Source organism: Nitrosococcus wardiae (assembly GCF_004421105.1).
Lineage (GTDB): Bacteria > Pseudomonadota > Gammaproteobacteria > Nitrosococcales > Nitrosococcaceae > Nitrosococcus > Nitrosococcus wardiae.
In genome coordinates this window covers 3,142,685-3,161,756 of the sequence record NZ_CP038033.1, presented here as the reverse complement: position 1 = coordinate 3,161,756, position 19,072 = coordinate 3,142,685, and the positions used below count along the sequence as shown (strand labels likewise).

Sequence of the window (19,072 nt, the reverse complement as noted above, 5' to 3'; positions counted from 1 at the left end):
CTATCCTCTTACTCTGGTGTGACAAAAGAGCAAGAAAGTAGCATTGAAGCGATTCTGGCTAAAGCACCAAAGAATAACATGAAATATCAACCACTTGCGACAGGTCAGCTTTATCATGCCTGTGATGAGAGCCAGTTTACCTTTACCTCTACCGAGGAATTGGAAGATGGGGCTGAAATTGTGGGCCAGAGCCGCGCTCTTGAAGCCATTGACTTCGGCGTTGGAATTCAACACAAAGGGTATAATCTCTATTTAGCTGGCTCCCATGGGCTGGGGAAATACACTGCGGTGCGACAAGTGCTGGATAAGCGGGCGGCAGCTGAACCTGTACCCTCTGATTGGTGCTACGTCAACAATTTCGAACACCCCTACCGCCCCCAGGTCCTACAATTGCCTCCTGGTCGGGGGCAACATCTGCAGCAGGATATGGCGCAGTTGGTGGAAGACTTAGTCAGTGCTCTCCGGGCCGCCTTCCAGAGTGAGGAATATCGAGCTCGGACCCAAGAAATTAGTGACCAGTTCGAAGCCCAGGGAGAGGAAGCCCTAGCTGAACTTGCTGAGCAAGCCCAGAAAGAAGGCATTCTTTTGCTGCGTACGCCTGCCGGTTATACCTTGGCCCCGGCAAAAGATAGTCAACCCATGGGGCCAGAAGACTTTGAGGGACTCTCTGAGGAGGAAAAGAAGCGAATCCAGGGGCTAGTGGAAAAATTCAGCGAAAAGCTGAAAAAAGCTATCCGAAAGATCCCCACCTGGAGGAGAGAAAGCCGGGCTCGTTTTAAAGCCCTGGAGGAGGAAGTCACGCAAGCGACGGTTGAACAACCTTTTGAAGAGCTCCAGCAGAGATACAGCGATCTGCCCCAGGTCATGGATTATCTACAGGCAGTTAAGCAGGATATGGTGGAAAATGTGAATGATTTTATTTCCACAGAACAAAGCGAAGATCCCTTTGCTGAAGCTTACCAGGAAAACCGGTCAGGAAAGTTTCGCCGTTATCGGGTCAATGTTCTGGTGGACAACAGTGATTGTCGGGGTGCTCCTGTTATTTACGAAGATAATCCTACCTATCAGAACCTGGTGGGCCGGGTAGAGCACATTGCCCGTTTAGGCACTCTCCAAACCGATTTTACCCTAATTAAGTCAGGGGCCCTCCATCGCGCCAATGGGGGTTACCTAATTTTGGATGCACGCAAGGTATTGACTCGGCCCTTTGCTTGGGAGGGGCTCAAGCGGGTTTTACAGTCCCAGGAAATCAGGCTGGAGTCCCTGGAGCAGATGCTGAGCCTGGTGAGTACCATTTCCCTAGAACCGGCATCCATTCCCTTGGATATTAAAGTCGTCCTGACGGGGGAGCGGATATTATATTATTTATTGAAAGAATACGATCCCGAATTTAACTTGCTGTTTAAGGTGACTGCTGATTTTTCTGAAGATTTTGATCGGAGCCCGGAGGGTACCCAGCGCTATGCCCGTTTTATTGGGAGTATGGCTCGTCAGGGAAAGCTCCGCCCCTTGGATCGGCAAGGCGTGGCTCGGGTAATCGAGCATAGCGCCCGGATGGTGGGAGATGGAGAAAAGCTTTCTCTCCACAAGGAAGGGCTCAAAAATCTGCTGCAGGAAGCAGATTATTTTGCTGGAAAGGCCGCCAGTAATACCATCGGCATTGACCATGTACAGCAGGCCATTGATGCCAAAATACGACGGTCTGATCAATTACGGGAGCGAGTATATCAGGAAATCTTGCGTGAAACCTTGCTTATTGATACCGCAGGAATAGAGATTGCCCAGATCAATGGGCTTTCAGTATTACAACTCGGGGATTTCGCCTTTGGAAGGCCCTCGCGGATTACGGCCACCGCGTTTTTGGGCGAAGGGGAGGTCATAGATATTGAGCGGGAGACGGAGCTTGGCGGACCCATCCATTCTAAAGGAGTCTTGATCCTCTCCTCCTATTTGGCCCATCGGTATGCCCAAGAGTGTCCATTGTCTCTGTCAGCCAGCCTCGTTTTTGAACAATCCTATGGGATGGTGGAGGGGGATAGCGCTTCGATAGCAGAACTTTGTGCCCTGCTCTCAGCGCTGGCAAAGGTCCCTATTCGCCAGTCATTGGCGGTAACCGGTTCTGTAAATCAACGGGGAGTTGTCCAGGCGATCGGTGGTGTGAATGAAAAAATCGAGGGTTTCTTTGACGTCTGTCGGGCACGGGGGCTAAATGGGGAACAAGGAGTCCTTATTCCACGGGCTAATGTCAAACATTTGATGTTACGGCATGATATCTTAGCGGCGGCAGAAAAGGGCCAGTTTCGCGTTTATCCTGTTGACACCGTGGATGAGGTCTTAGAGTTACTCACGGGTAGGGAAGCGGGTATCCCGGATAGTCAAGGCCGCTATCCGGAAGATACGGTGAATGGGCGGGTGCAAGCACGGCTGAGAGAGTTCAGCCACTTGCGCCAGCGGTTCGGGAAACCCCTTTCTCGAAATGAAGGCGATGGTGGAACCACACGTGAACAATAAGCACAGGCGTCGGGTCTTACTGGCGCTTGATGCCGCCAATTCTACCTTGGAGGCGCTAGAGTTTGCCGCCTTTCTGGCCACGGAATTGGAGGCCAAGTTACAGGGTTTGTTCGTTGAGGATGCGGATTTACTCCAGGTTGCTGAGCTTCCCTTTACTCGCGAAGTCGTGCTTTTTTCAGCTCAGGAACGGCGTTTTGAGGGGGGCGCTTTGGATCGCTCCTTTAAAATTGTTGCCAAACGGGTGCAAATGGAATTGGCGAGGGTCGCAGAAGGGGCCCGCTTATCCTGGTCATTTGAGACCATTCGTGGCCGCCGGATCCCCTTGCTCTTAGAAGTCGGAGCCTCCTCTGATGTGCTCATTGTTGCCCGGCCCCGCCAAAAGAGATGGCGCCCTGAGAGCGGAGCTCAACTCTCGGCTTCCAGGGGAGTTATTTATCTTGTTTACACCGATACCCCCTCGGCTGAGCATGCTTTGATTACCGCCCTAGTCCTCGCGCGCCAGAAGGGCAGGCAGTTAGTGGTGCTTGTTCCTCAAAAGAGCAAGGGCCAAACTTCATTAGCGGCGCGGGTGGCTGGAAGACTCACAGAGCTTCAGCCGCAAGCCTCGGTGCGGGAGATGGCCTCCCCTACGGGAGTGGAAAATCTTTGCAAACACACTGGGGGAGAAGCCATTATTCTTCCTGCCGATATGGCTGAAGTGCAAGAGCCGGCTTGGTTTCAAAGCTTGCTAGATAAAGTGCGCTGTCCTTTGGTATTAGTGCGTTAGCTTTCTAGGGTTTTAATGAAGGCGTTGGCTTCATTGATGGCGGCTTCCATTTCTTGGATGAGCTGATTCACATCGGTCTCTATGGTGTTAAGCTCGCCTTGCAATGCGGCAATGGCGCGGGCATTTAGATTATGCTTCAAGTACAAGACTTGATCCCGAAAGGTGGCTAGCACGGGTTCGATTTTTGCTTCAGCGCGCTTCATGGCGCGGATCAGCTTGTCATAATGTGACCGGGTCTGGGTGAGTTTCTGTTCGCTGCTGCGCCGCAAGGAGGGGTTATTATATTGACCGAGTTCTTCTTCCCACTCCTCAAATAAGGCTTCGGCCACATTTTCAACGGAGGCGATGTGGTTACGAACCGCTTCCGCTTTTTCTTCACTCTCCTGGAACTCGTCATTGAGTTGATTATAAACGGCTTCTAAATCACCACCTTCGAAGTTCACTACCGAAGAAAACTGCTCCAACGCTGATTGAAATTGTTCCTTGGCTTCCACTTGAGCGTCTCGTACCCCCTCGACCCTATCTACCAAGATATCCCGTTTGTGGTAGCCAAACTGTTCCATGGTTTTGTAATAGGTGGTTTGGCAACTGGCAAGCAATAGGAGAGAGAGGCTGGTCAAAAAAGTCCGGAGAGTGAAACCAGGGGATATATTCAGCATGCAGATGGCTTCCATTTTTAGGCTAAGATTGAAAATAGTAACAGAATCTAGGTAGAGAATGGGACTCTAGCTGGGTCTATCAGTCGTCGTGGTTGGAGTGGAACATTTGACTATGCAAAAACTCGATCGAACCCTAAAAAATTCCCTTCACCAGGTACAAGCCAAGGGCCGGTTACGCCGTGAACGCTTTGGCGATCTGGTTTATCATCGACTCGCTGACGATAGCCGCCCCCTGACCAGGGGTACGATTATCTTCGAAGATGGCACGCTTATTCCGGGCTATCCCCAGATCGGTCGAGTGATGCGCCTTGATAAAGGGCTTAAGGAGCAGTTTACGGGCGCCTTCTGGGCGGAAGAGAAGGTGGATGGCTATAACGTCCGTGTCTTCCTGCTAGGAGAGCGTTTGCTGGGGGTAACCCGGGGGGGATTTCTGTGTCCGTTTACGGTAGATCGACTGCCGGATCTGATAGATAGGCGAATATTTTCGGAGCACCCGGAACTCATCCTTTGCGCTGAGATAGCGGGTCCTGAAAATCCTTATCTGGTGGGTTCTCCCCCTTTTATCCACGAGGATATTCAACTTTTTGTCTTTGATGGCCAGCGTAAGGGCGAGCTCGACTATTTATCCCAGGCAGAAAAGCGCCAGCTTATAGAGCACTACCGTCTCCCCTCAGTACAGAACTTTGGCCGCTTTCAAGCTGACGATCTCTCTGCCATTAAGCAGCTGATGATAAAGCTGAATAATGAAGGTCGTGAGGGCTTGGTTTTCAAGGAGGATATTCCGGGGGGCAAGCAGTCGAAATATGTGACCAGCGAAGCCAGTCTGAGCGATATCGAGGCAATGACCCGCTACTTGCAGGATTTGCCGCCTGAATATTTCATAGGCCGCATTCTGCGGTTAGTGATGTTTCTCGATGAAGAGGGAATTGGTCATACCCGTGAGCTTAAAACCCGGTTAGGCGCTGCTTTTGTGGAAGGGGTGTTCAAGGCCATTGAGCAATGCCAGCGTGAGCATCGAGTCTACCACCGTTTTCGTTGCCGCTTGCGGAATCGGGCTAATGGAAAGCAGCTCTTGGCTCATCTGGGGAGAGGAGATGGGCATCTCCAAATCGTCGAGCACCGACTGGAGCAAGAAGGAGAATTTTATGTATTAGAATTTGATAAGGTTTTTCAGCGCACCACGGGGTTGCTAGGGGAACTTCTTTCAGGCGGGGTTGTATATGATTGATCAACCTCTCCTCTAAGCCCTTCATTTTGGAAGGCCGTTGTCCCGAGCCAGGTTTTCTAACACCCGCCGCAGGTGTTGAGGAAGTATAATTTTTACTCCCACTTTGTCGGCCCACTTGCGCAACCCTTCGTCTGCTGATAGCAGTACCCCGTCCAATTCGTAGGCAAGCAGGAGGACGTCGATATCTTCTCTGCTGTCGAGGATGCCTCTGCGCAAAGTTTCTCGATAACGTTCCCGCAGGCGGGTAATCAAGGCTCCCTGATCAGCAACGGTGCCGGGTCTAGCGGCCAGACGGGCGTGTTCTTCAGCGATACGCAGACCCCGATCAATACGATAGCGAACCTCATGGATAAATTCATAGAGAAACTCGCTCGGAATGGTCAGGCTGTATCGTCTCGGAGAGCGAATCCTGATCACGCTTTCAAAATCGCCACCAAGGGAGTCAAGATCCTTCATGAGCCGGAATTCTTCGTATACGGAACCGGGGATAAAGAATTCTGCATCTGTCTGTCTAGCCAGTTGCAGGAATACTCGGGTCGCTTCGACCGCATCTGGGGCAAATTGTTTGAAAGTATCCGGGTTAGTAAATACGCTGGTATCAAGAATAAAGCGTTCCATTATTAATTTATCCAAGGTGTTCGGGGGGAATTAGGGAGATTGGGGAAAGGCATTACTTGTTAGCTTAATTCTCCAAGACCTTCAGGGAAAAAGCAATGAAAATCAAACAGCATTCGGCAGGTGTGGTGGTGATTAGAAAGACCGATGAGGGTTGTCGGTATCTATTGCTGCGTGCCTACCATTACTGGGATTTTCCTAAGGGATTAGTGCGGCCAGGAGAGGAACCTTTGGTGGCCGCCTGCCGTGAAGTGGAAGAGGAGACCGGCCTTACTCAACTTGAGTTTTGGTGGGGCTATGAGCACTATGAAACGGTTCCCTATGGCCGTGGTAAAGTAGCTCGTTATTACCTCGCCTTAGCTCCAAAGGGGAAGGTCTCTCTGCCGGTCAGTCTGGAACTTGGCCGACCTGAACACCATGAGTTTCGTTGGGTGTCTTACCAAGAAGGGTTTCGACTTCTAGGGGAACGGTTACGGCAGGTACTTGCTTGGGCCCGGCAGATCAGTGGCTGTGATGCCGGGGAGGCCAGGGAGACCGCAAGAATTATGAGGATTGCCGTCAGTGAAGAGGAGGACCCCTGTTTTTATGGTGTAGCTGTGCTTAACTAATGCGTAAACCAACCCCTAAATAAATTTAGAGGCTTTATGGTCAGATTGATACTGCCACATTCGGGACGTTTACACTCGCCGCCCATTACGCCGCACGAGGCCTCTCCAATCCTGGATTCAGCAAGGCCCGTTCCAGAATCGTGCCGAAACAGCGACGTTCCTATGTCATGGTCTTTAGCTGCCCAACTTGCGTCTGCAATCCCCCGATATTTTTTACCTGCGTCGTGGGAGACGCGCCGGTTTGTCGCTCCTTCAGTGCCAGAAACTGTTTACCCAGAGGGTGCCTTTGGACGGGGGCTGGATAGCGAAGTTTTAACACAGGGCGCTCCTGCCTCGAATAAATTCGAGGGGTTTCGTGCCTGTGCTAACCTGAAACGGAGATTTCTATGAAACTACCTTTGGAAATTACTTTTCGTAATATGGAACCTTCGGAGGCCCTGGAAGCCAATGTCCGTGAACATGCAGGGAAATTAGACCAATTCTATGATCGAATCATGAGTTGTCGGGTGGTGGTGGAGCAGGACCATAAACACCACCGTCAGGGCAATCTTTATCATGTCCGAATAGATTTGACTGTGCCCGGTAAAGAATTGGTCGTCAGTCGGGAGCCTGAAAAGCACCAGGCCTATGAAGATGTCTATGTGGCGGTCCGGGATGCCTTCCGCACCATGCGCCGTCAGCTTAAAGAATATGCTCAGCGCCAGCGGGGTCAGGAGAAATACCACGAAGCTCCTCCCCAGGGGCGTATTGCAGCCTTATTTCCTGCTGAAGACTACGGCATCATCGAAGCTTCTGCTGGAGAGGAAATCTATTTCCATAGAAATAGCGTTTTGGGTGCGGATTTTGAGCAATTGAAAGTAGGTAATGAGGTCCGCTTTCACCAAGAGCAAGGAGAGAAGGGTCCCCAGGCCAGTACCGTAAAATTGATAGATTGATTGGGAAACAGCATATTGCTGAATAGGCGGATAGTGGATTACTTCACCAAAAGTTACCATCCCCCCGGTACCCCTCCTGGTACTTTAGTGGCAGTAGAAGGCGGCGTGGAGGCGCCGCTTTCAATCCGCCTGGTTGACTATACTGCTGCTGAACTCAGAGAGCAGGAGTTGGCCAATGCCGGTGAGTGCCAACCCTACCTCCAGGGACCCAGCAATACTTGGATCCATATTCAAGGCTATGCAGAACCTGCCGTTCTGCACCATCTAGGGGAATTGTTTAATCTTCACCCTTTGGCGATGGAGGATGTCCTCAATACAGGGCAACGTCCCAAGGTGGAAAGCTATGATGAGCAGTTGTTTGTCATCTTAGGCTTAGCTGTCTTTAACGATTCAACCATAAAGACAAGGCAAGTCAGCCTGTTTTTAGGTGAACACTATATCGTGAGTTTTTGCAACGGTAATCGTGATCCCTTTGGGCCAGTCAGAAAAAGACTACGAAAAAACGGTAAACGCTTTCAGTCCCGCCCCATAGATTATTTGTTTTACACTTTGATTGATGTGGTGATTGATGGGGGATTCCCTGTATTGGAGAGTTTTGGCGAGGAGCTAGAAGATCTCGAGGTGGAACTTTTACGGTGTCCAACGCGGGATACCTTGGCCTGGATTCACCGGATTAAACGGGAATTATTATTGCTGCGCCGAATATTTTGGCCCCAGCGTGAAGTGGTCAATGGGTTGCTGCGAGAGGATCACTGCCCAATTAGCGAGGGAACCAGAATATATTTACGGGACTGCTATGATCACAGCATCCAGATCATGGAGCTACTGGAAACCTATCGGGAGATGACCAGTAGTATGTTGGATGTTTATCTCTCCAGTGTCAGTCATCATACCAATGAAATCATGCGGGTATTGACCATCATTGCCACTATTTTCATCCCCTTGACCTTTATTGCGGGCGTGTATGGTATGAATTTTGGCAACAATTCTGACAGCCCTTGGGCGATGCCAGAGCTTAATTGGTATTACGGTTACCCCTTGATATGGCTAGTGATGATTGGGGTGGCTGTCTTGCTGTTAGTCTTTTTTAAACGTCGAAAGTGGTTTTAATGCGGGACGGTCCTTGTTTTTAAACATGCCGTACTGGGAATATGGGATAACGCTGTTAGCCTTCATTTTGTTAGGAGCTTATCATATTCGGTTGCGTCGGCAAATACGCAGGCAGCCTTTATCAACGGCAGTGGGCTTGTCTCAACGCATCCGCAGGCTGTGGGTAGAAAAGGTCATGGAAGAAGGACGGGACATTCTGGCCGTCCAAACCTTGCGTAATTGGACCATGGCGGCGACCCTGCTTGCTTCCACTGCAATTTTGCTTGGTCTTGGCATACTCAATGTGGTTTTTACCACCGAACAACAACCCCCTCTGTCCAAGTTGCTAAATTACCTGGGCTACGACAGTGAGTTATTGTGGCTGCTGAAGTTCGTGATACTGAGTGGGAATTTCTTTTTTGCTTTTTTTAATTTTACTTTGGCGATTCGCTACTACAATCATGTGGGTTTTATGATTAATGTTTCCGAGTGCCAGGAAGCCGGTGTTAGCGCCGAAGCGGTCACGGAGATACTGCAACGGGGAGCAAACCACTATAGTTTAGGGATGCGGGGTTATTATTTTGCCATTCCCTTATCTTTATGGTTATTGGGCTCCCTTTGGTTGCTTGGGGGGACACTGCTCTTATTGGGGGTGCTATATCGCTTGGATCGGTTGGTATAGACCCAGTCATAGAGGGCAGGCAGGACCAGCAGGGTGAGTAGCGTAGAAGAGAGGATGCCGCCGATGACTACAGTGGCTAGTGGGCGTTGCACCTCTGCTCCGGTGCTGGTGGCCAGGGCCATGGGTACAAAACCTAAAGAAGCCACCAGGGCAGTCATCAGCACCGGACGCAGCCGGGTCAGCGCCCCTTGCCGAACGGCTTCGTCTAAGGGTAAGCCATCCGTGCGCAGTTTTTTTATAAACGAAATCATCACCAAGCCGTTAAGCACTGCCACCCCGGAAAGGGCAATGAAGCCTACTCCTGCAGAGATGGACAGGGGAATATCCCGCAGCCAAAGGGCCAGTACTCCACCTGTCAGGGCAAAGGGAACGCCGGTAAATACCAGCAGGCCATCCTTAAGGGTGCCAAAGGTGCTATATAGGAGGATGAAAATAAGAAGGAGGGCAATGGGAACCACAATCTCAAGGCGCTGGGCCGCAGCGATCATTTGTTCGAATTGACCGCCCCACGTGGTCCAATAGCCTGCAGGGATTGCCACCTGGTCCTGAATTTTGGCCTGGGCTTCTGTCACAAAAGAACCCAAATCGCGGCCACGGACGTTAGCGGTAACGGCTAGACGGCGTTTGCCGTTCTCTCGGCTAATTTGGTTGGGCCCTGGGGTAACTTCCAAGGTTGCCACGGTACTGAGGGGAATATAACTGGGGCGGGGTAATGGTTTGGTAGCGTCCTGTAAAGCAAATTGTGGTGGTGCCGATCCCCCGGAGGGAAGGGGGATCGGGAGACGGTTTAAGGTCTCAAGATCACCGCGCAGGTGTTCAGGAAGGCGAACCACTAGGGGAAAACGGCGATCCCCTTCGTAGATCATACCGGTGCTGCCTTCCCCGATAGGGGTTTTTCCTCCCAGTGCCACGGTGACTACTTCTTGGACGTTAGCCACATTAAGCCCATAGCGGGCCATGGCTTGCCGTTTCATTTTTACAGTGACGACCGGCAAGCCTGTCACCGGCTCAACCCGGACATCCGCCGCCCCGGGTACGGTTCTCAGCACTGCCGCAATGCGCTCACCGGTGGTGAGCAAGATATCCATATCATCGCCAAAGACTTTGACCGCAATATCCGCCCGAACGCCAGAAATAAGTTCATTGAAACGCAATTCAATAGGTTGGGTAAACTCATATTTGTTGCCCGGCAGCTGGGTAATGCTGGCTTCCATTGCCCGGAGCAAGTCGATCTTGGGACGTTCCGGATCGGGCCATTCCACCCTGGGTTTGAGCATGATAAGGGTATCGGAGACATTGGGAGGCATAGGATCATTGGCAATTTCTGCCGTCCCAATGCGGGCGACGACCGTTTCCACTTCCGGAAAATCCATGATTTTTTTCTCCAGGGTACGCTGCATCTCCACCGACTGAGACAGACCGGTTCCAGTTGCCCGAATGGCTTGGACGGCAATATCCCCTTCATCCAGGGTAGGCACAAATTCGGTCCCCATGCGGGTCGCTAGCAGTCCGCTCAAGACCACGATTACTGCCGCCACAGTGATCACCACTGCTCTGTTGTTTAGGGCAAAATTTAGCGTTGGCAGATAGGCTTTTTTGGCCAGCCGCAGGGCAGGATTTTCTTTTTCCGTAATACGGCCGCTGACAAAGATAGCCACCGCCGCTGGAATAAAAGTTATCGAGAGAAGCATCGCCCCGAGCAGGGCGGCGACGACTGTAAAGGCCATGGGATGGAACATTTTCCCCTCCACTCCGGTCAGGGTAAAGATGGGAAGATAGACGACTATGATAATGGTTTGTCCAAAGAGGATCGCCCGGCGGGCTTCTTCAGAGGAGTTGAAGACGACCTCCAAGCGTTCAGCAAGAGTCAGGGTACGCCCTCGCCGTTGCTGTTCCTCCGCCAAATGTCGGATACTGTTTTCAACGATGACTACTGCCCCATCCACAATAATTCCAAAATCTAGCGCTCCTAGGCTCATGAGGTTGGCGCTGACCTTCTCGGTGACCATGCCAGTGATGGTGAACAGCATAGACAGGGGGATCACCATGGCGGTGATCAATGCGGCGCGGAAATTTCCCAAAAAGAGAAAGAGCACGACGATAACTAGCGTGGCTCCTTCCAGCAGGTTGTTTCTCACTGTGGCGATAGTCTTATCCACCAGGGTGGTGCGGTCATAGGCCGTTTTTGCTTCCACCCCCTCGGGTAGGGTCCGGTTGATTTCTTCTAGTCGGTTCGCAACCGCACGGGCTACCGTTCGGCTATTTTCTCCCATGAGCAGGAAGGCGGTGCCCAGTACGGTTTCTTCGCCTTCTCGGGTGGCCGCCCCCGTACGCAATTCCTTTCCCAGCACCACCTCGGCTACGTCTTTGATATACACCGGGACACCCTGATGGGTGCCGACGATGATATGGCGTATTTCTTCCAAGTTTTGGACTTGTCCCGGAGCCCGAATCAGATATTGCTCGCCATGGTGTTCGATATAACCCGCTCCCACATTGGCATTGTTGCGGGCGAGGGCGGCGAGCAAATCCCGGAAGGAGAGGCCGTAGGCAATGAGTTTTTTGGGGTAAGGGGTCACATGGTATTGTTTGATATACCCTCCCATACTGTTGATTTCGGTGACTCCCGGGACGGTGATCAGCTGAGGTTTGATCACCCAATCCTGGAGGGATCGAAGATCAGTGGGGCTATAGGGGGTGCCATCAGGCTTGAGAGCCCCGGATTCCGCCTCCATAGTCCACAGAAAGATTTCGCCAAGTCCCGTGGCGATAGGGCCCATCTTGGGTTCGATACCCGGCGGGAGGCTGCCTTTGGCTTCTTGGATGCGCTGATTAACTAGCTGGCGGGCAAAGTAGATATCGGTGCCGTCCTCAAAAATGACGGTTACTTGGGAAAGCCCATAACGGGAAAGGGAACGGGTTTCCTCCAACTGCGGAAGACCCTGCAGAGTAATCTCGAGGGGAAAAGTAATGCGCTGCTCCACCTCTAGTGGCGAATAACCTGGCGCTTCAGTGTTGATCTGGACCTGCGCATTGGTGATATCCGGTACTGCATCGATGGGCAGGCGCTGATAATTGTAAATTCCTAGCGCGGCCACGCCGAAGGTCGCCAAAAGGACCAGCCAGCGCTGCTGGACAGAAAATTTTAGAATGCGTGCAAACATGATTTTATCCGCAGACGAAGGAAGCGAAGCAAGTATCTCAGCAAAAGTTTTGCAGTATTCCTGGAGCGAGCCGGTGGCGTGGAGCCAGGGGACAGGGAAGTCCCCACAAACCCTTTTTTCAGGGAGGAAAAACGGGTTTGCGGAACACCTCCGGCTCGCTCCTAAAACACCTCATATTTTATTCATAGGTACTTATTCTGAGGCCATCGCTTTGTTGAGCTCGGATTTGAGCACAAAGCTGTTGTCGGCAGCATAATGCTCGCCGGCGGAGAGGCCGGTTACCACCTCTATCCACTGTCCGCTGCGGCGTCCTAAGGTGACTTCGCGTATCCTAAAGCCATTTTTTTCCTGGACGAAAACTACGGGCTTATTCTGATAAGTCTGGATAGCTTCCTCTGCCACGGCGACAGGAACAGTCACTTCCTCTTCAGCCACCTCCACAGTCACGAAAAGACCAGGACGCCAGCGTTCATCGGGATTGGGAATATCCACATGGGCCTCAGTAGAGCGGGTTTGGGCATCAACCAGATATCCCAAATAGGAAATAGTACCGGTGGCCTCCATGCTTAGCTCTTCGGATCTGACCGCGACTTTCTGGCCCAAGTGAACTCGATTGAGGTCCTCCGTATAGACGGTAATGGTTCCCCAGACGGTAGACAAATCAGCAATCATAAAGAGTTCGGCATCGGCCTTGACGGCTTCACCGCGCACAATATGCTTGCGTACTATCCGGCCATCAAAAGGAGCCCGTATGGGATAGCGGCTTAGTTTTGATTGGCTTTCTTTGGCAATGGCATTCAATTCTTGCTGGGATAATCCTAAAGCAAACAATCGTTGAGCAGCAGCAGTCACGGCAATCTTGGCTTCGGCCAAGGCTGTTTTTGCCGCTAGATAATCTTGCTCGGCAGAGACTTTCTCCTTCCATAGGCGTTCCTCCCGCTTGAAAGTGATCTGGGCTAACTCTCGCCGCTTAATGGCGGTGTAGTACTGGCTTTTTAAATCTGCCAGTTCCCGGCTTTCCAAGACGGCAATGAGTTCTCCCTTTTCGACGAGTGCCCCCAGATGTTTGTAGACCGCGGCAACAACACCTTCCACTCGGGGGACCACATGGGCTAGGCGGTTTTCATTGAACTGGATCTCGCCGGGGAGTTCTAAGGCCGTTTTAATTTCTGCCGGCTCAGCCACTCTCACCTGAATGCCCGCACTTTGCAGGGCTTGGGGAGTAATCGCAATAAATCCTTCTGCAGGAGTTGTTGTTTCGGCTTGGGTGTCTTCTGTAGGTTTGCCGTTTTCATGGTTTATTAGCGGCGTATCCATTTGCAAAATGAACCATCCGAGCAGGAGTCCTACCCCAATGACAATTAGGATGGCGAGTAGGGTTTTGCTTTTCATCATTTTATCCTTCAATGTTGCTAGCTGCCTCAAGCCGTTCCCCAATGAGTCGTTCTACCTCAGCCACTGCCTGATGGTAATCAGTGAGGGCCTGGAGATATTGGGATTTGGAGTCAAATAGGGTTCGTTGCGCGTCCAATACGCTCAGAAAATCGAATTTGCCCAGGCGAAAGCCTTGGTTAACCGCGTCGAAGGCACTTTGGGCGCCTGGAAGGACCTGGGTTTGGAGTATAGTCGCCTCGGCATGGGCAGTGGCTAGGCGCTGATAAGCGCTACTCAAAGCTGTGGCCACCTGCACTTCCACAGCCCGCCGCTCTTCCTCTGCTTTGGTGAGTCGGCGTTGGGCCTCGGCAATTCCCCCTTGGTTGCGATCGAATAGGGGAAGGGGGATGGAAATACCGGCCACGAGGGCATAATCCCCTGTGTCGGCATATTCGGTTCCCCCAAAACTCACTGTAAGATCAGGAATGGCCTTACTTTTTTCCAAGTCAATCAGGGCTTGGCGCTGAGCGAGTTCGTTGGTCCAGCGGGCAAGATCGGGATTTTGCCTGACCAATTGGGCCAATTGTTCCAAGGAGGGCAAGGGGGAGAGCTCATTGAGTTGACCGACCGCTTTTTGAAAGCGAGGTGTGGTACTTCCCCAGACCGCTGCCAATTGATTCCGAGCGACTCTGAGTTCCCTTTTGGCCCGGGTCAGTTCGATGCGAACCGAAGAAAGGGCCACTTGGGCCTTGGTTTCTTCCACGGGGGAGATTTTGCCGGCTTGAACCCGTTTGGAGACCGTGGTTGCCACTTGTTCGGCGAGGCGCACCAGTTGCTGCGCCAAGGCCAGTCTCTCTTGGGCACTCAACACGGTGATAAAGGATTGCGCGACTTGGGTGAGCACCTCGACTCGCTTAGCCTCGTAATCCCAGCCAGCCAAGTCCTGGGTAAGCTGAGCCGCCTTGACTCTTTTGGCAATTTTACCCCCGAGGAGGATGAGTTGGCTGAGTTGAACTGTGGTTGAGGGGCCATCAAAACTTTTGAGCCTGGAATTGGCCAGATTGGAACCTTGGATACTCAGTTGGGGGTTGGGTAACAAGCCGGCCTGGAGCACAGCTGCTTCCCGCGCCCGGACTTCCTGAGAAAAAACGGCTAATTCCGGATTTTGGAGTAGGGCAAAGGCGGCCACTTCCTCCAGTGTGAGTTCCCCCGTAGGTTCGATAGCTTTTTGAGGAATGGATTGGGAGGCTTCTTTAAATTTTTGGACTAAAGGCGCTGGCGTAGGAGAAATGGTCGCGGATGTTTGCTCCAATAGGGTAGCATTTGTTGGCTCTCCGACAGGAGGAGAATAAGCGCGGCAGCCTCCTGTTAGCGCAGGTAAAGTTGTCAATAACAAGAGTGAAAGGTGCTTGGAAAGCATGCCAGGGTTTCCATCCTTTTCTGTAAAGACGCGGTAGTCGTCAGAATAAAATCAATTAAATAGAGAAACCTCCTGGGGGAGGAAAATGGGGCCCATAAGGGGGTACAGCCCTTTCTTGGGGACTTAATTCAGAAGGACAGTCGTGGGTAAGTGAAGGGGGATGGAGGGGACAGCCGGTGGCGGCTGGCCTAAATGGCGCGCACAGGCGAGTTCTGCCAAGGCAGGAAATGGGGGAGCAGTCGCTAGAAAAGAGAAAGCCGGGGAGGCTTTCGTTTCTTTGCTGTCGATTTTTTGACTGGTTGTGAGGATTGGCGGCTTATCCAGGGGAAGTTGAATCACATGGTCCGAATAGTCATGGTCCGCCCGGACATCCAAAGCCAATAGGGCCTTATCCAGCAGGTCATGCTGATAGGCCTCTAAAGAAGTCGTAGCTACGGGTTCGTGTTGGTCTACATAACCGGGATGGTGGAGGGCGATTTGGATCTTATCGCCGTGGTAGGTCAAGAATATTTTATGGGCGTGGCCAACGCTGGTAAGCAATAGGGGTATAGCCTGGGCACTGCCTACCCAAGCCAGCAGGTAGAGCAGCAGGCAAAAACAACCGATAAGCCGCCGTTTACTCATACATTATGGAGATTATCATAATCAGAACTGATAGACGAGTGAGACGCCAAAGATAGGGCGACATAGTCGGGGTTGGTGGAACCGAGGGTAAGCACAAAGGGCATTGTGTCCAGATTGATATCATCCTGGGCGAAGTCTTCCGTCTCTAGAGTTTCAATTTTTATTTTTATTATGGGGATTGGTTAATTTATATTGAGTATATTTAGCCAAAACGGGGGCGTCCGATAGGGCGGGGAGTAGTCACGATGACGATGTTCAAGACCTAATGCATATTCTCCACGGTACCTGGTTGCCCGGTGACGGGGCTCAGTTTGAAAATGAGGGCTGTTTCCTATTCTGGGTGGAGAGCGATACCCCATTGCGGGGTCGTCGGAAGCCCGCTGTTCATCCTCATCATCTCAGCCAACCCGCCCTTAGGGGTTTTTTCACCGAAGTATTGCCCCTTGCTAAGCCGCTGCTTACCCCTCTTAAAGTCAGCCAGGCGCCTACCTGGGTGACCTTGCCGAGCGGGGATAAGACTCCCTTGCCTTCCCTGGAGAAAGCCTACTACCAGGGAATCGAATTGCCTGAGTCCTTTACTTGGCAACCCTGGCAAGTGGATACCCTGGAAGTGGTTAATCCCCTACCGCTTCTAAAAGAGATCCATTTTCAGGTCCAGCACTATCCGGATCGGGTTGTGCTAGGCAATGACCTGCTGTTTTGGTACCGCTATGGATGTGCTTTCCGTGAGTTGATCAATCGGCACGAGTACATCCCCGCGTTACTGCCTCAGTCCCCTAAAACCCCTTCCGGTCGTCGTCAAAAACGGGCTTCGGCATTCAGCTTTGAACCCACTTGGCGGATCCTCTCGCCCCGTTATGGAGAGTTCCTCAACAGCTATGCTGCCACCATGCCGGTGGTTTGCCGGGTCGCCTCTAGAGGCCCAAATCAGGGCGAGGCAAAACCGGAATTCTATGATTCCCAAGATCTGCTGCAGCACTTTTCCGAACAGACCCTCAATAGGCTGGTGAGCGAGACCCCTTTTACCCAGAAGATTTATAAGGAAGTCGCAGGGACTTTTATAGGGGGCAGTCTGGGGCAGCGAGAGGGTCATGCTTCCATGGAAACTTGGAAGCAGTGGTGTGATTGGCGCCGCCGTTTGGAAAGCCTCCATGAAGAAGGCGGTTTTATTTTAGGTTTTCGGCTTCATGAGGCCTTACCCAAACGACCCGATGATTGGTATTTGGAGTGGTTGGTGACCTCGCGCCAAGATCCTTCCTTGCAGCTTTCCTTGAAGGAGTATTGGGAGTTGAAGGGAAACCAGCGCACCACCTTCCAGCGCCGTTTCGGCAAGGATTTTGAGCAGCGTCTGTTATTACAACTCGCCCATGCGGCGCGCATGTACCCTAAACTGTGGGAAGGGCTGGCGACCGATCGACCCGTAGGAATCCCTTTGAATCGACCCCAAGCCCTGGACTTTCTTAAGGAAAATGCCTGGGTGTTGGAGGATGGGGGCTATAAAGTAATCGTCCCCGCCTGGTGGACCCCCGAGGGCCGGCAACGGGCCCGGCTCCGTCTTCGCACCTCGGCTCCGACCCCCTCCCAGGGAGCCGTCGGCGGCTATTTCAACCTTCCCTCTTTGTTGCAATATCGCTATGAGCTGGCCATTGGCGACCAACCGGTGAGTGAGCAGGAGTGGCAGCTATTGGTGGAAAGCAAGGCCTCACTGGTCCACTTCCGGGGCCAGTGGATAGAACTGGATCAGGACAAAATGGCCAGAATGTTGGAGTTCTGGCAGAAGCAACCCGCCACTCCCCAGGAGATGTCCTTGACCGAAATGTTGCAGCGGGCTGCGGCCAGCGAGGAAGATGAGGAGATGGAGCTGGTCTGCGACGAAGCCCTGGCAGAGATGCTCTCGCGTCTTCGGAATAAAGAATCCTTCATCCCCCTGGCAACGCCGCCAGGACTGCAGGGGGAACTGCGTGGCTACCAACAGCGAGGGCTCTCCTGGTTGCGCTATCTGGAACATTTAGGTCTAGGGTCCTGTCTTGCCGATGATATGGGGCTTGGGAAAACCATCCAGGTTATCGCCTTGTTGCTCCAGGAACGCAGTGAGGAGCAGGCCGTTGGGCCGACCCTACTTATTGCCCCTACCTCGGTCCTCGGTAATTGGCAAAAAGAGTTAGAGCGCTTTGCTCCCCAACTCAAAGTCGCTATTCATCATGGTTCCCAGCGGCCACAGGAGGCTAAGGCGTTCCAGGCCGTCTGCCGGGAGCAGGATGTGGTCATCACCTCCTTTACCCTGGCCCGTAAGGATGCCAAACTTTTGGCAACCCTTCCCTGGCGTCGTTTGGTGGTGGATGAGGCCCAAAATATCAAAAACCCTAATGCGGCCCAAACCAAGGCGATTGTAAAATTAGAGGCTCCGCACCGAATCGCCCTAACCGGCACCCCCATTGAAAATCGATTGCTGGATCTTTGGTCCATCTTCCGGTTTCTTAATCCGGGTTATCTGGGAACCGCCACCCAATTTAGAAAACGCTTCGAGATTCCTATCCGCAAAGAGGAAGATGCAGCCTGTTCCGCCACTCTGAAACGTCTGGTGGAACCGTTCATTTTGCGTCGGATGAAAACCGATAAAACCATCATTGCCGAGCTGCCCGATAAGATCGAGCAAAAAACCTACTGCAATCTTAGCCAAGAACAGGCTTCCCTTTATGAGGCGGTGATCCAAGAAGTCAAGGATTCCTTAGCAGAAGCAGAAGGCATCCAGCGCAAGGGATTGATCCTCTCCACATTGATGCGCCTTAAGCAAATTTGTAATCATCCGGCTCAATTCCTCCAGGATGGCAGCGAGTTTTCCGAGGGTCGTTCCCACAAACTGGAGCGGGTAGCCCAGATGGTCGAGGAGGTGATGGCGGAAGGGGAAAGCTTGCTCCTGTTTACCCAGTTTACGGAGATCGGCCAGGCCTTAGAAAAACGCTTTCAACACCACTATCATTATCCTACCTATTATCTCCATGGGGGGACTTCCCGCCGCCGTCGCGAGCGCATGATTGCCGAATTCCAGGATCCTGACGCCAGACCTGCGGTATTTATCCTTTCCCTTAAAGCTGGCGGTGTCGGCATTAACCTCACTCGGGCCAACCATGTCTTCCATTTTGATCGCTGGTGGAATCCGGCGGTAGAAAATCAGGCCACTGATCGGGCCTACCGGATTGGTCAGACTAAGCAGGTCTTTGTCCACAAGATGGTGACTCTCGGTACCCTGGAAGAGCGGATCGATCAAATGTTGGAAGAAAAACAGCGTCTGGCGGGAAGCATCGTCGGCACCGATGAAAGCTGGCTAACGGAACTGGATAACGACGCTTTCCAGGCCCTGATTGCACTTAATCGCAGCGCCGTTTTGGAGTAATTT

The 19,072-nt window shown here is 52.2% G+C and carries 14 protein-coding genes; 8 read left to right on the top strand and 6 right to left on the bottom strand.

The genetic code is table 11. The features are described from left to right. The first annotated feature begins 78 nt into the window (after positions 1-78). The gene (locus tag E3U44_RS14980; RefSeq protein WP_134358927.1) at positions 79-2,511 is read left to right on the top strand and encodes a Lon protease family protein; all 2,433 of its coding nucleotides are present in this window, start codon (positions 79-81) and stop codon (positions 2,509-2,511) included. Continuing rightward, on the top strand, positions 2,501-3,277 hold the full coding sequence (locus E3U44_RS14975) for a hypothetical protein (RefSeq protein WP_134358926.1): 777 nt from the start codon (positions 2,501-2,503) through the stop codon (positions 3,275-3,277). Before E3U44_RS14980 ends, E3U44_RS14975 begins: the two co-directional genes overlap by 11 nt. Here the strand turns inward: E3U44_RS14975 and E3U44_RS14970 are convergent. Then, on the bottom strand, positions 3,274-3,936 hold the full coding sequence (locus E3U44_RS14970) for a DUF2959 domain-containing protein (protein ID WP_134358925.1): 663 nt from the start codon (positions 3,934-3,936) through the stop codon (positions 3,274-3,276). The genes E3U44_RS14975 and E3U44_RS14970 overlap by 4 nt on opposite strands. Positions 3,937-4,048: 112 nt before the next feature. Between E3U44_RS14970 and E3U44_RS14965 the strand changes: the two genes are divergently transcribed. Then, positions 4,049-5,164, top strand: a complete 1,116-nt coding sequence (locus E3U44_RS14965; protein ID WP_134358924.1) for an RNA ligase — start codon at positions 4,049-4,051, stop codon at positions 5,162-5,164. 21 nt (positions 5,165-5,185) lie between these two features. Here the strand turns inward: E3U44_RS14965 and E3U44_RS14960 are convergent, their stop codons facing one another. Next, positions 5,186-5,782, bottom strand: a complete 597-nt coding sequence (locus E3U44_RS14960; protein ID WP_134358923.1) for an RNA ligase partner protein — start codon at positions 5,780-5,782, stop codon at positions 5,186-5,188. Between the two features lie 95 nt (positions 5,783-5,877). On the opposite strand from E3U44_RS14960, the gene E3U44_RS14955 reads away from it, so the two are divergent. The 4 genes from E3U44_RS14955 (at position 5,878) to E3U44_RS14940 (ending at position 9,093) form a co-directional block, all read left to right on the top strand. Continuing rightward, on the top strand, positions 5,878-6,387 hold the full coding sequence (locus E3U44_RS14955) for an NUDIX domain-containing protein (RefSeq protein WP_134358922.1): 510 nt from the start codon (positions 5,878-5,880) through the stop codon (positions 6,385-6,387). Between the two features lie 386 nt (positions 6,388-6,773). Further along, on the top strand, positions 6,774-7,322 hold the full coding sequence (locus E3U44_RS14950; protein WP_134358921.1) for an HPF/RaiA family ribosome-associated protein: 549 nt from the start codon (positions 6,774-6,776) through the stop codon (positions 7,320-7,322). Positions 7,323-7,337: 15 nt separating this feature from the next. Further along, positions 7,338-8,432 (top strand): magnesium/cobalt transporter CorA, encoded by a 1,095-nt coding sequence (gene corA, locus E3U44_RS14945; protein WP_338040769.1) that lies wholly within the window; start codon positions 7,338-7,340, stop codon positions 8,430-8,432. A 25-nt stretch (positions 8,433-8,457) separates the two neighbouring features. After that, the gene (locus E3U44_RS14940; RefSeq protein ID WP_134358920.1) at positions 8,458-9,093 is read left to right on the top strand and encodes a DUF599 domain-containing protein; all 636 of its coding nucleotides are present in this window, start codon (positions 8,458-8,460) and stop codon (positions 9,091-9,093) included. Here E3U44_RS14940 and E3U44_RS14935 read toward each other — a convergent pair. The 4 genes from E3U44_RS14935 to E3U44_RS14920 form a co-directional block, all read right to left on the bottom strand. Then, positions 8,988-12,257 (bottom strand): efflux RND transporter permease subunit, encoded by a 3,270-nt coding sequence (locus tag E3U44_RS14935; RefSeq protein ID WP_134358919.1) that lies wholly within the window; start codon positions 12,255-12,257, stop codon positions 8,988-8,990. The genes E3U44_RS14940 and E3U44_RS14935 overlap by 106 nt on opposite strands. Before the next feature lie 192 nt (positions 12,258-12,449). After that, positions 12,450-13,652 (bottom strand): efflux RND transporter periplasmic adaptor subunit, encoded by a 1,203-nt coding sequence (locus E3U44_RS14930; RefSeq protein WP_240761533.1) that lies wholly within the window; start codon positions 13,650-13,652, stop codon positions 12,450-12,452. A 1-nt stretch (position 13,653) separates the two neighbouring features. Further along, complete coding sequence (locus E3U44_RS14925; protein WP_134358918.1) at positions 13,654-15,051, bottom strand: TolC family protein; 1,398 nt, start codon at positions 15,049-15,051, stop codon at positions 13,654-13,656. Between the two features lie 123 nt (positions 15,052-15,174). Further along, on the bottom strand, positions 15,175-15,675 hold the full coding sequence (locus E3U44_RS14920) for a hypothetical protein (RefSeq protein ID WP_134358917.1): 501 nt from the start codon (positions 15,673-15,675) through the stop codon (positions 15,175-15,177). A gap of 265 nt (positions 15,676-15,940) precedes the next feature. Between E3U44_RS14920 and E3U44_RS14915 the strand changes: the two genes are divergently transcribed. Continuing rightward, entirely contained in the window at positions 15,941-19,069 is a 3,129-nt protein-coding gene (locus E3U44_RS14915; protein WP_134358916.1) for a DEAD/DEAH box helicase, read from the top strand. Positions 19,070-19,072: the final 3 nt, after the last annotated feature.

Coding starts and splice junctions, on each gene's coding strand:
- E3U44_RS14940 (WP_134358920.1), top strand. CDS start 8,458: ATGCCGTACTGGGAATATGGGATAACGCTGTTAGCCTTCATTTTGTTA.
- E3U44_RS14970 (WP_134358925.1), bottom strand. CDS start 3,936: ATGCTGAATATATCCCCTGGTTTCACTCTCCGGACTTTTTTGACCAGC.
- E3U44_RS14950 (WP_134358921.1), top strand. CDS start 6,774: ATGAAACTACCTTTGGAAATTACTTTTCGTAATATGGAACCTTCGGAG.
- E3U44_RS14915 (WP_134358916.1), top strand. CDS start 15,941: ATGCATATTCTCCACGGTACCTGGTTGCCCGGTGACGGGGCTCAGTTT.
- E3U44_RS14930 (WP_240761533.1), bottom strand. CDS start 13,652: ATGATGAAAAGCAAAACCCTACTCGCCATCCTAATTGTCATTGGGGTA.
- E3U44_RS14980 (WP_134358927.1), top strand. CDS start 79: ATGAAATATCAACCACTTGCGACAGGTCAGCTTTATCATGCCTGTGAT.
- E3U44_RS14955 (WP_134358922.1), top strand. CDS start 5,878: ATGAAAATCAAACAGCATTCGGCAGGTGTGGTGGTGATTAGAAAGACC.
- E3U44_RS14925 (WP_134358918.1), bottom strand. CDS start 15,051: ATGCTTTCCAAGCACCTTTCACTCTTGTTATTGACAACTTTACCTGCG.
- E3U44_RS14960 (WP_134358923.1), bottom strand. CDS start 5,782: ATGGAACGCTTTATTCTTGATACCAGCGTATTTACTAACCCGGATACT.
- E3U44_RS14965 (WP_134358924.1), top strand. CDS start 4,049: ATGCAAAAACTCGATCGAACCCTAAAAAATTCCCTTCACCAGGTACAA.
- E3U44_RS14920 (WP_134358917.1), bottom strand. CDS start 15,675: ATGAGTAAACGGCGGCTTATCGGTTGTTTTTGCCTGCTGCTCTACCTG.
- E3U44_RS14935 (WP_134358919.1), bottom strand. CDS start 12,257: ATGTTTGCACGCATTCTAAAATTTTCTGTCCAGCAGCGCTGGCTGGTC.